Source organism: Ruegeria sp. AJ12, assembly GCF_056536245.1.
In genome coordinates, this window is record NZ_JBQFJJ010000001.1 from 3,735,365 (window position 1) to 3,749,152 (window position 13,788).

Genomic DNA, 13,788 nt, shown 5'->3' on the forward strand with positions numbered 1-13,788 from the left:
ACACCGTCGGGCCCCGGCATCTTGCACAATCGAGACAACACGTCCGGATCAATTCGTGGCCACCGTCCCGAAGGCAGCCTCCCGATCCGAAAACCGTGTCTTAGAAAACGCCCCATCTGTTGAGGCCCTTTCTAAGACAGGTTCGGCTGGACCCGGATTTCTCCGGGACCAGCCAAATTTCCAGGCACATCAGCGATGCGCCAGTGGGCTGACTTAGGCCAGTTCGACCTCGGCGCCAGCTGCTTCCAGCTTGCCTTTGATCTCTTCGGCTTCTGCCTTGTCCACGCCTTCTTTGATCTTGCCGCCAGCTTCGACCAGCTCTTTGGCTTCTTTCAGGCCCAGACCGGTGATGCCGCGAACTTCTTTGATCACGTTGATTTTCGAAGCGCCGGCGTTCTTCAGAACGACGTCGAATTCGGTTTTTTCTTCCTCAGCTGCACCGCCGGCATCGCCAGCTGCGCCTGCGACCATGACGGCGCCGCCAGCTGCGGGCTCGATGCCGTACTCGTCTTTGAGGATGGTTTTAAGTTCTTGTGCTTCCAGCAGGGTCAGACCAACGATCTCTTCTGCCAGTTTCTTCAGATCAGCCATTGTATCAGCTCTTTCCGTTTACAGTGTGTGTTCCAACGTCAGGGAGTTTTCCCCACGCAGATCATTCAGTGCCAACCGCTTACGCAGCTTCCGCCTTCTCTTCGATGGTGGAAAGGATGCTTGCGATGTTGCTTGCAGGTGCGCCAATTGCACCGGCGATGTTCGAAGCAGGCGCGCCGATACAGCCCACGATCGAAGCAATAAGCTCCTCACGCGAAGGCATTTTCGACACGGCTGTAACACCGGCCCGGTCCAGAGCGTTCTCACCCATTGCGCCGCCAAGAATTTCGAACTTTTGGTTCTCTTTGGCGAAGTCCTCGGCCACTTTGGCGGCTGCCACAGGGTCCTCGGAATAGGTCAGAACGGTCATCCCTGTCAGCAGGTCGGCCATGTTTTCACACGGCTTACCCTCAAGGGCGATTTTGGCGAGCCTGTTCTTGGCAACACGCACGGAGCCACCCGCGTCACGAGCACGTGCGCGAAGGTCCTGCATCTCGGCAACTGTCAGACCGGCGTAGTGCGAAACCACTACGACGCCAGAGCTTTCGAAGATCTGGCCGAGTTCCTCGACCACTTTCTCTTTCTGGGCTCTATCCACAGTTCTCTCCAAGTTAGGGGCGATATCTCACCCCGGCTCATATTTGCCGCAGCTTTCGCTCCGGCGTTCAGGTCCGTAGTTACGGGATTGGCCAAAATGCGCCCGAGGGCGGGACCCTCGAAATTCTTTGGTCTTACCCGTCTCAGGCAGGGAATTAAGACCTGTCGCAAGGTCACCCACCGTCTTGGACGAAACGAAATAAAGCGCACGACGAATCGCACGCTTTATTCCGCAGCTCTCTTTAGGGCAGATGACTCCGGTTTCCAAGAGGTAAATTGCACCACTTGGCGACACTGCAGCGCCCAGGCGAAACGGTCAACTCACTCAACGAGCATCCTTCAGAACAGCCTAAAAAGCACACCTGTCATTGATGCGCGCTTCGTCGGGGCGCTAACAACCTTGCAATAGGCATCTCAATATGAGTTTTTATGCCAAAAATGCGATCAAGCAGGCACCTCGACGATGACATCAGCATTTCGCTTGAAGCAGCGCGCACCGCGCTTCGGAAGCATCTTTATTAGCGTCCTAACGATCACGCTCTATCATCGGTATCTTTGCCTGACGGCTTTCGCAAAGGGTTCTTATGGTTGGACGTATAACGCCCACGAAGGTTTCGACCCCACAGCCGCCTTTTTTGACGACAAGGGACCCGTCCTTTGGCTGGGTGCTGCCGGCGACGTGCTGTTTGCCGCTGTAGCTGCACTGTTGTTTGTGTTTGCCCCCTCTTCGGTTATTGTGATCTCACTCGGTGTTCTGGCGTTTTTCTATGCTTCAAACATCGAACACGTTAAAGCCAATCTGACGTCTATCGATCTTGATCTTCTGGGCTTTGCAACCGACGCAACATTTATTGATGCGCATCTGACCTCGGATGTCATCGTGAACGCAGCTGTCTTCTTCGCCATTGCTCTGGTTTTACTGCGACTGGAACGCATGGGACGTGTTGCCCGACTTGGCGCATTTGCCGGAGCAGCTCTGTGCGTCGCCGCATTGACTTATGTCCCGAACAGTTTTCGCATCAGCGAACCCGCATGGCTGCAATCGCATCCGCTGCTTCCAACACTCGGCCAGTCAAAACTCATGGCCTCGGACAGAACCTTCGATCCGGTCGCTTTTGAGCGCGCCCAATTGATTGATCTTGGCCCGGACCGGTTGAACATACTCGTTGTGTACTTGGAAGGCCTGTCCCGCTTCAGCCTGACCAAAGCGGATATGGAAACCTTGCGCACACTCGCAGACCAGAACATCAGCCTTGAACGTTTTGTCGGGCATCAACTGATCACGTCCAATGGGCTTTACACCACTCTGACCGGAGATGTACCAAGCTTCATCTCCAGCGAACGCAAGTGGAACGATCTGGCAGACAGTGCCGAAGTCACCGCCGAGGCGTTGCCGGTTGTTCTTTCCGGGCAAGGCTATCACACCGCCTTCCTGCAAAGCGCCCCCTTGGCATTCATGTCAAAAGACAAACATCTTGCTGAACTCGGTTTTCAGGAGTTGCGCGGAGATCAAGATTGGCCGTCCGACGGTGATGTGCTCCGCAATGGCTGGGGCATTGATGACCAGTCGCTGTTTCGAAACGTCATCACATACATCGATGGGCTGGATGGAACACAACCCTGGTTTATTTCGGTTCTGACAACAGGCACACATGCGCCGTACAACGTTCCACAAGACTTCCTGCCGCAAGAGCCTTCTGCCCGTTACCGCGCCCTGAAATACCTCGACCTGGCCATTGCTGAGTTGATGCAGAATCTGGATGACCGGGACCTGTTGGAGAGTACCGTTGTCATATTTACCGCGGATGAATCCCGCGAGTCGTCGAACCTTCCAACTTTGGACAATCTAATGCTCCTCAGCTGGCTACCCTTCATCGCGATCCATCCCAGCAGAACGACACAGTCGGTAGAGCACGTCTTGCCAAACAAAATGACCCGGGACCTCGTGCTGGAACTTGCCACGAATGCCACAACACCGGCTCTGCAAACACTGACCGCAAAGACCGACCCTATCATTTTCGGGAACGTTTTCGATGGTCGTATCTTTTGGTACGAACCTAAAACCGGTGATTTCCTTGCCTGCCTAAAAAGTGCGCAACTGGGGTGCGAGCATTGGCGAGATGTGCACGACATTACCCGTCCGACACAGGGCATCAAAACTGGTCAGGCCTATTTTCCGAACCTGGAAAACGCCATTCTGGATCACGAGTAAGACGAAGCCGAACGCACTCAGACCATTGACAGTGACTTTCTGCTGCGTTCACGTCCAACATGGGCACCCAGAAACGGGCGCAGGTTTGAGACACAATGGCGGCAGTCACTCCTGAAGAATACGACAAGGCCAACGCCTGCGCCGATGAATTGGCGCAGCGGTGTCTGAACACTCCGATCACCCAGGTGACGTTTCTCTGCCGGTCGCATGCTTTCCCTGACACCCGTCATGTTTGGAAAGTCGAGAGCTCAGGCCGTCACTACGCGCTGAAACTCGACGCGGTTTCCCCGGAGACCGGGCGCCTGAGCAAAGAGTTCACTCTGCTGGAGCACTTGACCCAGCATTTCAAGGGCAACAAGATCAATCGGGTTGTGCTCCCTGTTTACCTGTCCCCGCGCGATCACTTCATGGTCACAGAATTCGTCAGCCGCCCGACAGCCACAGACATTATCTACAACAGTAAGAACGAAGCCCAAGTCGCACAAATCTATCGACGCGCAGGTTCGTGGCTGCACGATCTACACAGCTTTCAAAGCCAGTCTGATTACGCCTTTCGTCCCCGCTGGATGACTGAGAGTATTCGCGATCTGTCTACCAACTTGCCATCACATGTAACGCAGATCAGCCAGCCCATGATCGACAGCTTTATTGCCGAAGCTGCCGCGCTGAGAAACCGCCCGGATTTGCGGGTTTTCTCGCACGGGGACTTTCATGGCCTAAACTTAATCATGGGCCAAGGTGCCGCAATCGGGCTGGATTTCACGGAAACGCGGGAAAAACTTGCGGTTTATGATATCGTTGATTTCCTGAAGGCCGACATCTTCCGGGACGGAGCTGCCGCGACCGTCGACCGAAGCGGTATCCTCACCCGAAATAAAGAGATGTTCTTTCGCCAATACCGCCACCCAGTAGATATGGAAATTCTCGATTGCTGCCTGCGCGGCCGATTGCTGAAAGACTGGCTACGCTTGTGGCAAACCGATTTCATCTGCAGCGACTTCGAACGTCACAAACGCGACCGGCTGGAGCTGCGTCTAAAACAAGCGTTCCAATAGGCATCAAAGAAAAACCCGAGTGACAACGGCCACCCGGGTTTCAGAACATCTTGATTTCGCGTTCAGGGTTATTCGCCCGACGCAGCAGCTACATCCAGTGTCACGCCCGGGCCCATGGTCGAGCTCAGCGCGATTTTCTTCATGTAGGTGCCTTTGGCGCCCGACGGCTTGGCCTTGGCAACAGCCGAGATAAAGGCACGGACGTTTTCGACCAGCTTGGCTTCGTCAAACGACGCTTTGCCAACGCCAGCATGCACAACGCCACCTTTTTCCGCCTTGAACTGAACTTCACCGCCCTTGGCTGCTTCCACGGCTGCTTTCACGTCCATGGTCACGGTGCCAACTTTGGGGTTCGGCATCAGGTTACGGGGGCCCAGAACTTTACCCAGACGGCCAACGATCGGCATCATGTCAGGGGTGGCAATGCAGCGATCGAATTCGATGGTGCCGCCCTGAATGGTTTCCATCAGGTCCTCTGCGCCAACGATATCGGCACCTGCCGCCTGCGCCTCTTCGGCTTTCGGGCCACGAGCGAATACTGCAACCCGCATTGCTTTGCCGGTGCCGTTCGGCAGGCCGACAACGCCACGAACCATCTGGTCTGCGTGACGGGTGTCAACGCCCAGGTTCAGAGCAATCTCGATGGTTTCATCGAATTTCGAGGTTGCGTTGCCTTTGACCAGGGAAACAGCTTCTTCAACCGACAGGTTTTCCTTGCCAGCGACAGCTTCGCGCGCAGCGCGGGTACGTTTACCGAGTTTTGCCATCTTACTTCACCTCGATGCCCATAGAGCGGGCCGAGCCCAGGATGATCTGCATTGCGCCTTCGACGTCGTTGGCGTTCAGATCTTTCATTTTGGCTTCGGCGATTTCGCGAACCTGCTTCGAGGTCACGGTGGCCACGGTCTCGCGACCTGGGTTTTCCGCGCCACGAGGACGGTTCCGCTTGCCGACCGGCTTCAGACCAGCCGCTTTTTTCAGGTAGTAAGACGCGGGCGGCGTCTTGATGTCCATGGTGAAGGACTTGTCCTGATAATAGGTGATCACGGTCGGGCACGGAGCGCCGGGCTCCATGTCTGCGGTCTTGGCGTTAAACGCCTTGCAGAATTCCATGATGTTGATGCCGCGCTGACCCAGCGCCGGACCAACTGGCGGCGACGGGTTCGCCTGACCTGCAGGAACCTGCAGTTTCATTGTACCAGCAAGCTTCTTGGCCATTTGGTTTTCCTTTCAACTAAGGTGAAACGCGTCTCACCCAGATTATGTTGCGTGGTCCGGTCCGGGATCGCGATCCCAGCGACCTCCCACGAGAGAATCTCGCCCGAAGACGATAGAGGCGGCATCTATAGGGGAACGAAGGGTATGGCAAGTGGTACGCGCCATAATTCGGAACGGACGCCACGAACAAAAACCTAAGTCTTTGGCTCTTTCGCGATCACTGTGGTTACAGTGCGTGTCGTCCGACTTCTGGTGATCGCCATCGCACCCAAAACCAAAGCGCACGCCACAGCTTGGGGCGTTGTGATCGCCTCGCCAAAAGCAAAAAAACCAACAGCAAACATCGTCGGCAACTCGATGCTTCCGATAACCGCAGTTTGAGAAGCGCCGATCAAGGGAGAGCAGATTGTGTATATCAGCTGTGGCACAAGCGCCGTGACCAAACCTATCCCGACGATCAACATCCAGTCAGACTGCCCTTGCGGAAGAAGTCTGGCGATGTCAGCACTCAGTATCAGCGGCAAGAGACCAAGAACCGATCCCAAGGAAACCGAGGCAATACGTGCAAGTGGCGCGATACGGGACAATCGGTGGACCAGGACACAAATGCCGAAGCCGAAACCGATTGGGGCCGCCAGCGATACCAGAAGCGTCGGTATGTGCTGTATTGGCACGGATCCGGGCGAGCCAGCTATGATTGCCGCCAAGACAATAAGGCTTGAGGCGAGCAAAGCACGCTGTGTCGGTGCATCGGCGAATAAAACCCAGGCGATGATCAATGTAAAAACTGGATAGGTCATATAGAGTACGCCCACTGTCGATGCGGGCAATGTCTCCAGCGCGGTGACGTATCCAATCCATCCAAGTCCCATTACCGCCCCTGCCGAAAGACCCCAAAGAATCTCGCGCCATGCTTTGCGGTGCACAATGAGAACGGGCAGCAGCAGGACCGCCGCAACGACATAGCGATAGAATGCGACTGCGTAAGGGGCAACGCCCTGCTCTGTCAGCCCCCGGCTGAAATAGGGAACCAGCCCGAAACAGATTGACGCAAAAAGAACGCCGACAACGGCAAGCGCATACGGAACAGTTGGTCTGGTTTGTGTCGACGTCGCTACCATGGAAGAAGAGCTAGCACAGGTTTGCCAATGTTTAGCAGAGATTCATCGAATGACCGCTTTGCAGTCGGAGCAAAAAGCCGCGTTGCCCAAGACTACGCTACTTGGGAAAATTGGTGAATGGGCTGCTTAACCCTGTCTGGCGACCGGAATAAAGTTCCCTCCACCGGGATTTCCCAGTCGAATTTCGAGACAGCGACCTTCACCTTCCGGTTTTCGCCGACCATGCCGATAAATTTCTCGAACGTCCTGACTTAGACACTGACCTTCTTACGCACCTCGATGGTATTCATCTGCTTCGGCGCTTGCTCACGCCACTGAACACACTTCAACATCCGATTAAACTCACCGCGTTCTCATGATGATGCTTTGTCGGTCGGCGCGGCAAGAAGGTGCTGGAACGCACACATGGGTCCGCCAGAACCTCAGCGATATCGCAAGTTGCCTCGGCTCAACTGATCCAACTTGGTAACGCCCATCAGCTTCATGTCACGTTCGATTTCGGTCCGCAGATTGCCAAGCGCCTTTTCCACGCCCGCCTGACCGGCTGCTGCCAGCGCATAGAGATACAATCGTCCCCCGGAACACGCCTTGGCCCCGACTGACAGAGCTTTGAGCACGTGGGTCCCGCGCTGGATGCCCCCTTCGCAGATGACATCGATTTTGTCGCCGACCGCGTCACAGATCTCGGCCAGTTGATCAAAAGGCGCGCGCGAGCCATCGAGTTGCCGTCCGCCGTGGTTCGAAACCATGATCCCGGTGCATCCGATGTCGACTGCGCGTTTCGCATCCTCGACACTCATGATGCCTTTCAACGCGAACTGACCGTTCCATTGCGCGCATAGCTTCTCGGCATCGTTCCAGTTCATTGACTGGTCCAGCATTGTCGAAAAATAGTCGCCAACCGAAACCGCCAGATTGGTGCCCGCGCTGACATACCCCGACAAGTGCGGCATATCGAATTTCTCCTTGGTCAGGAAATTCCAGGCCCAGGCCGGGTGGGTCGCAAAACTCAACAGCGAAGACGGGGTCAGTTTTGGTGGGGACGTGAATCCGGTGTGCAAGTCCCGTTCGCGGTTGCCTCCGGTGATCGTATCAACGGTCAGCGCCATCACGTTGAAATTCGCAGCGCGTGCACGCTCAAGCAGTGCATCGTTGAGGCTCCGGTCCTTGTGAAAGTAGAACTGGAACATCTTGGGCGTCTCGGTGATTTGAGCGATTTCTTCGACTGTGACGGTTGCCAGCGATGACACCCCAAACATCGTCCCGTACTTGCCTGCCGCGCGGGCGACCGCCCGTTCTCCTTCGTGATGAAACAGCCGCTGCAGGGCTGTTGGTGCGCAATAGATTGGCATGTCCAGTTTCTGGCCCATGACCTCGACGCTCATATCTACGTCCTCGACACCCGCCAGGACATTGGGCACCAGATCGACGTCGTCATAGGCGGAAGTGTTCCGGCGATACGTGATTTCATCGTCCGCTGCGCCATCGATATAGTGGAAAATCGGGCTGGGAAGCCGACGTTTTGCCAGCTTTCGGAACTCCTGGAAGTTATGGCAATTCGCAAGCCCCATCAGACGTCTCCAATTTTGGTAATATTTTTTTACCAATTAGGGAATACGCAAATTTCGAGCGATTTACAAGAAAAAACACCCACCGTTGAGAAACGGCAGGTGTTGCATTCTGTTTCAGGAGGTTCAGTAAGCTTAACTTTGCTTGGTAACCTGCGTGAAATCCAACTCGACCGGTGTTTCGCGGCCAAAGATCGAGACCGAAACTTTCAGCTTCTGGTTCTCGTCGTCCACGCCCTCGACCATGCCGTCGAAGTCTTCGAATGGGCCGTCGTTGACCTTGACTTTCTCGCCCACCTCGAAGGTGATCATCAGCTTGGGCGCTTCTTCACCTTCCTGAACGCGGTTGAGGATCTGGTTCACCTCAGCATCGCGCATCGGCATCGGACGGCCTTGCGGACCCAAAAAGCCGGTGACGCGGTTGATCGAGTTGATCAGGTGATAACCCTGATCCGACATTTCCATGTGTACCAGAACGTAACCGGGCATGAAACGACGCTCGGTGGTGACCTTCTTGCCCCGGCGCACTTCGATCACCTCTTCGGTGGGCACCAGAACCTCGTCGATGTCGTCCTCAAGGCCCTGCTCGGCCACCGACGTGCGGATCTGCTCTGCGATCTTCTTTTCGAAATTCGAAAGAACGCTGACCGAGTACCACCGTTTCGCCATGAACCTGTCGTCCTTGTTTGCCTTTGGCGCATCCGGTCACCCGAGCACACCCTGTTTTGAAATCCTGTTGCGGCTGTCCCGCGTCATCCGGAATAAAAAGCGGCGCGCAGCCCGAATCGCCGCACGCCCATCCCGAAAGGTACCGCGTCACCTACTCTGACATTGCGCGCTGTGCAAGAGGGCAGCAGCAGTTTCGGCGGCGCTACGGCACCGGATTGTCCGCCTCAGCCGAAGGCGCCCAGGATCAGTTGCAAACCGCTGCGGATGCCCAGGTCAACAAGTGCAAAGAACACGGCGGTCAGGGCCGCCATGATGAACACCATCACCGTGGTCAACAGCACTTCACGCCGGGTCGGCCAGACGACCTTCGCAACTTCGGCACGGACTTGCTGAATGAACTGAATCGGGTTGGTGGTGGCCATTTGGCGTTATCTCTCTACTAGCAATGGGCCGGACATAGCCGGGCATTACGGCAATTTCAAGGGCAGTTGGTGACGACAGTATCCCCGGATCACGGCTTGGGCCGGTCATCCCATTCGTCGCTCAGAATCCGGCGGGCGTCGCCTTCGGGGTCTTCGTATTGGTTCGACCGAACGGTGTAGACAAACGCAACCAGTCCAACACCCCCTAACAACAGGGAAATCGGGATCAGATAGGCGAGCACTTCCATTCACGTCACCTCAGCCGCAGGGCGTTCAGGGATACAGTAATCGACGAGGTCGACATCGCCAAGGCCGCGATCAGAGGCGTCGCCAGCCCGGCCACTGCCAACGGCACCGCGATCACATTATAGACAGTGGCAATCTGGAAATTTTCGCGAATCCGTTTGGTAGCTTTGACCGCAGTGCTGCAGGCATCCGCGATAGGGGACAGGTCATTGCCCAGCAGAACGATGTCTGATGCGACCCGTGCCGCGTCGAGGGCCGACGCCGGAGAGATCGACACATGCGCCGCCGCAAGGGCTGCTGTGTCGTTCAGACCATCGCCCACCATCAGAACATGGCGACCCTCATCGTTCAGGGCTTGAATCCGATTGGCCTTGTCCTGCGGCAGCGCCTCGGCAATCCAGTTTTCAATCCCGAGTTTTTCGGCCAGGGTTCTGACCGCGCCGTGCGAGTCACCGGAAATCAGGATGACCCGCTTGCCGGATTGATGGAAGGCCTCGACGGCCTCCGCCGCGCCGGGGCGTAGTGCGTCGTTGAACCGGAAAGCCTGCGGACGCTGGTGCCCAATCGCCAACCATGCGGCGGTCTCGGCCCCTTGATCCGCGCCAATCCAGGCAGCACGCCCCAGGCGGACGCGCTGTCCGCGATATTCACCTTCAGTTCCAAACCCCGGCACCTCTGCAATGTCGCGCACATTGGCTGGTTTTACGCCAGCCGCACGGGCCGCCTGCGCCAGCGCGATTGAGAGCGGGTGTGCGGACGCCGCGGCAAGGGCCAGAGCGACCTCAAGATCGGCACGGCTGTGCTCTCCCAGGTTTGTCAGCTCGGGCGCACCGGAGGTAAGAGTGCCGGTTTTGTCGAAAACAACGGTATCCACTTCGGCCAACCGTTCAAGGGCCGTGGCGTGCTTGATCAGCATGCCTTTGCGGAACAACCGCCCCGAGGCTGCGGTTGTAACCGCAGGTACGGCCAGACCCAGCGCACAGGGGCAGGTGATGATCAGAACCGCCGCCGCAATGTTCAGCGCCGTTCGAAGGTCACCCGAATAGATGTACCACCCGACAAAGCTGAGCGCCGACAGGATGTGTACGCCCGGTGCATAAAGCTTGGCTGCCTTGTCCGCCAAAGAGGTATACCGCGACCGGCCCGACTCGGCGATCGCCACCAGATCCGCCATGCGGTGCAGCGAGGTATCTTCTCCGACTGCCGTTGCGCGGATCACAAGTGGCCCGGTCAGGTTGACCTCGCCTGCACTGACCGATTGACCGGTTTCGGCAAACACGGGCAACGTTTCACCCGTCAGCAGCGACCGATCCAACTCGGATTGACCGGACACGATCTGTCCGTCCACAGGCATGCGGCCACCGGGTCGCACAAGGATAAGGTCACCTAGCTTCAAAGAGGCGACGGCAACTTCTTCCTCGATGTCGTCAACGACGCGAATGGCCCGGGGAACTTCCAGCGCGGTCAGTTCTTCGGCAGCCGAGCGCGCTGCGGCTCGCGTGCGGTAGTCCAGATATCGACCCGCCAAAAGGAAGAAGGTCAGGGTCAGGGCCGCGTCAAAGTAAGCGTGTTTGCCACTCAACGCGGTTTCCCACAAGGACGTGACCAGCGCAAGCAGGATCGCCAGCACAATCGGCACGTCCATGTTCAGGCGCCGAACGCGCAGGGCACTCCACGCGTTTAAAAAGAAGGGTTGTGCCGAAAACGCAATGGCAGGCAGTGCGATGGCTGCCGAAATCCAGTGGAACATGTCCCGTGTTGCATCGGTCGCACCGGACCAGACGGATACCGACAACAGCATCACATTCATCGAGGCAAAGCCGGCAACGGCCAGTCGCATCAACAAATCGCGCCCCGCCTTGTCGGTCTGCGTCGCGGACAAGGCACCCGGGTCAAGCTCGTGCGCCTCGAACCCGGCACGTTCGAGCACGGGGATCAGATCAGCGGCGCGCATCTCGGGCGCTGCTTTGATCATGGCCCGCTTCAGGGTCAGGTTGACCCGCGCGTCTTCCACTCCGGGATGGGCGTTCAACTCGCGCTCGACTGTCGAAATACAGGCCGAGCAATGAATGCCCGGCAATGACAGCGCAATTTGCACATCTTCAGGTATCGGCCGCGCAGGCTCGGTTGGGGCTGCGATGCAGCCCGGGCAGGCCGCCGTGCCGGAAGAAACGCGCGCCGTCACAAGGCTAACCTTTCACGTACAAAGGAACACGCTGCGAAAACTCGGCGCCTTCACCATCGCGCGCCACCAGGCGAATGTTCCAGTTCCCCTCGCCTAGCGTGGCTGGGGTCGCGTAGGTTGTTCCGTCGAATGTGAAATCCGGTGAGAAATCGTCGCGCACATGCGTTGCCCGCCCAACCACGGCCTGCAGTTCGGCCACTTCCACCGGCGCTCCGGTTGCGTCGGTGATATGCAGGATCAGAAGCCCGCCCTGTGTTTCAGCCCGAACGTCCCATCCCAGCGCCTGATGTTCCAGCAAACGCTCGTTGAATTCCTGGCTGGCAACATATGAGTTCTTTACTTCAAGCCCCGGAAAGGTTTTGACCGCGCTGTAGGCCAACACAAGGTTCACGGTGATGATCACCCCAAAGGCCATCACAAAGATCGCCAGAGCGTGTTTCCCGGTAAATTTACGTTCAGCCATGATCAATCCCCTCGTCCGTTGAAGGTGGTGTCTTTGTAAGCGCGTTCACCGCTGCTCAGGTCCTCAACCCAGATCCGAACGGGGGTCGTATCAGCCCCGGCGGGTCCGGCGTCCCGGGACGCGGTAATATAGACACGCGTCAATTGTGCCGTATCGGCGGTGACATTCACAGTATCAATCGTGGTGCCCTCAATCTCCAGCTTCAGTGCCGGGTCTCCGGCCAGAGACAGTTTGAACAGCCGATCCTCGCCATGCTTGTTGCGCAGGCGCACATCATAGGTGTTGCGTATGGTGCCGTCGGACATAGTCACGTAGATCGGGTTACGCTCGGGCGCCACAGTCAGATCTATGTCCGACCGAATGAACAACGCGAATAACAGCGCAAAGCCTACCAGCGACCAAAGCGCGGTGTACATGATCGTCCGCGCGCGAAAGATGTGCTTCCAGACGCTTTTCGGCGGATGACCGGACCTCTCACGGGTTTCATCGCTCAGCGCCATGTAGTCGATCAGACCTCTCGGCTTGCCGATCTTGGCCATCATGTCGTCACAGGCATCAATGCACAGCGCACAGGTGATACACTCAAGCTGCTGCCCGTCCCGGATGTCGATCCCCACCGGGCAGACATTCACACACGCCATACAGTCGATGCAGTCCCCAAGCTCAGAATCCGCGTCCCGCTTACCTTTGCCCCGTGGTTCGCCGCGCCATTCGCGATAGCCGACCACCAGCGTGTCCTCATCCATCATCGCCGCCTGAATGCGCGGCCAAGGACAGGCGTAAATGCAAATCTGTTCGCGGGCAAAACCGCCAAAGAAAAACGTTGTGGCTGTCAGGATCAGCATCGTCGTATAGGCCACCGGATGCGCGTTTCCGGTGACCAGATCGCGTGCCAGCGTCGGGGCGTCTGCAAAATAGAACACCCAGGCCCCGCCTGTGGCCAGACCGATCAGAAACCATGCCATCCATTTCGACAGCCTGAGACGCGCCTTGCGGAAGTCGAGTTTTTCCTGACGATGCAGCCTCAGCCGGGCATTTCGGTCACCTTCAATCCAGCGCTCTACAAGAATAAAGAGGTCCGTCCACACGGTCTGCGGGCAGGCATATCCGCACCACACGCGGCCCAGTGCAGAGGTGAACAGAAACAGCCCCAGCCCGGCCATGATCAGCAGACCGGCGACAAAGTAGAATTCGTGCGGCCAGATCTCGATCCAGAAGAAGTAAAACCGACGATTTGCCAGATCCAGCAACACCGCCTGATCCGGCAGGCTGGGTCCGCGGTCCCAGCGGAACCAGGGCGTTACATAGTAAATACCCAGCGTGACCACCAGAATGATCCATTTCAGGTTACGAAACGGCCCGGATACGCGTCTGGGAAAGATGGGTTCACGCGCGGCATACAGGCTGGGGGCTGGTTCGGAATCGCTCACGGGCTGGCTCC

General features: G+C 57.1%; 14 protein-coding genes. 2 read left to right on the forward strand and 12 right to left on the reverse strand.

Features of this window, described 5'->3' with window-relative positions:
* Positions 1 to 213 precede the first annotated feature (213 nt).
* Both rplL and rplJ read right to left on the reverse strand, forming a co-directional pair.
* Complete coding sequence (gene rplL / locus ACR3E0_RS18655) at positions 214 to 591, reverse strand: 50S ribosomal protein L7/L12 (protein WP_093964343.1); 378 nt, start codon at positions 589 to 591, stop codon at positions 214 to 216.
* Between the two features lie 79 nt (positions 592 to 670).
* Positions 671 to 1,189 (reverse strand): 50S ribosomal protein L10, encoded by a 519-nt coding sequence (gene rplJ, locus ACR3E0_RS18660; protein WP_480480379.1) that lies wholly within the window; start codon positions 1,187 to 1,189, stop codon positions 671 to 673.
* Between the two features lie 462 nt (positions 1,190 to 1,651).
* Here rplJ and ACR3E0_RS18665 point away from each other — a divergent pair, with 462 nt between their 5' ends.
* Complete coding sequence (locus ACR3E0_RS18665; RefSeq protein WP_480480381.1) at positions 1,652 to 3,400, forward strand: LTA synthase family protein; 1,749 nt, start codon at positions 1,652 to 1,654, stop codon at positions 3,398 to 3,400.
* A gap of 95 nt (positions 3,401 to 3,495) precedes the next feature.
* Positions 3,496 to 4,455 carry a phosphotransferase gene (locus ACR3E0_RS18670; protein ID WP_480480383.1) on the forward strand — a complete coding sequence of 320 codons (960 nt, stop codon included), beginning with the start codon at positions 3,496 to 3,498 and terminating at the stop codon, positions 4,453 to 4,455.
* A gap of 68 nt (positions 4,456 to 4,523) precedes the next feature.
* On the opposite strand, the gene rplA is transcribed toward ACR3E0_RS18670, so the two are convergent.
* The 10 genes from rplA to ccoG form a co-directional block, all read right to left on the reverse strand.
* Entirely contained in the window at positions 4,524 to 5,222 is a 699-nt protein-coding gene (gene rplA / locus ACR3E0_RS18675; RefSeq protein WP_480480385.1) for a 50S ribosomal protein L1, read from the reverse strand.
* 1 nt (position 5,223) lies between these two features.
* Positions 5,224 to 5,673: a 50S ribosomal protein L11 gene (rplK, locus tag ACR3E0_RS18680; protein WP_010440985.1), complete on the reverse strand. Its 450-nt coding sequence runs from the start codon at positions 5,671 to 5,673 to the stop codon at positions 5,224 to 5,226.
* A 194-nt stretch (positions 5,674 to 5,867) separates the two neighbouring features.
* Positions 5,868 to 6,794 carry a DMT family transporter gene (locus ACR3E0_RS18685; protein ID WP_480480386.1) on the reverse strand — a complete coding sequence of 309 codons (927 nt, stop codon included), beginning with the start codon at positions 6,792 to 6,794 and terminating at the stop codon, positions 5,868 to 5,870.
* Between the two features lie 422 nt (positions 6,795 to 7,216).
* Entirely contained in the window at positions 7,217 to 8,365 is a 1,149-nt protein-coding gene (locus ACR3E0_RS18690) for an alpha-hydroxy acid oxidase (RefSeq protein WP_480480388.1), read from the reverse strand.
* Positions 8,366 to 8,497: 132 nt separating this feature from the next.
* Positions 8,498 to 9,031 (reverse strand): transcription termination/antitermination protein NusG, encoded by a 534-nt coding sequence (nusG, locus tag ACR3E0_RS18695; RefSeq protein ID WP_039539910.1) that lies wholly within the window; start codon positions 9,029 to 9,031, stop codon positions 8,498 to 8,500.
* A gap of 224 nt (positions 9,032 to 9,255) precedes the next feature.
* Entirely contained in the window at positions 9,256 to 9,453 is a 198-nt protein-coding gene (gene secE, locus ACR3E0_RS18700; RefSeq protein ID WP_170431185.1) for a preprotein translocase subunit SecE, read from the reverse strand.
* 89 nt (positions 9,454 to 9,542) lie between these two features.
* Complete coding sequence (gene ccoS / locus ACR3E0_RS18705; RefSeq protein ID WP_480480390.1) at positions 9,543 to 9,701, reverse strand: cbb3-type cytochrome oxidase assembly protein CcoS; 159 nt, start codon at positions 9,699 to 9,701, stop codon at positions 9,543 to 9,545.
* A 5-nt stretch (positions 9,702 to 9,706) separates the two neighbouring features.
* Entirely contained in the window at positions 9,707 to 11,884 is a 2,178-nt protein-coding gene (locus tag ACR3E0_RS18710) for a heavy metal translocating P-type ATPase (protein WP_480480392.1), read from the reverse strand.
* Between the two features lie 4 nt (positions 11,885 to 11,888).
* Positions 11,889 to 12,347, reverse strand: a complete 459-nt coding sequence (locus tag ACR3E0_RS18715; RefSeq protein WP_480480394.1) for a FixH family protein — start codon at positions 12,345 to 12,347, stop codon at positions 11,889 to 11,891.
* Positions 12,348 to 12,349: 2 nt separating this feature from the next.
* Positions 12,350 to 13,777 carry a cytochrome c oxidase accessory protein CcoG gene (gene ccoG, locus ACR3E0_RS18720; RefSeq protein WP_480480396.1) on the reverse strand — a complete coding sequence of 476 codons (1,428 nt, stop codon included), beginning with the start codon at positions 13,775 to 13,777 and terminating at the stop codon, positions 12,350 to 12,352.
* Positions 13,778 to 13,788 lie beyond the last annotated feature (11 nt).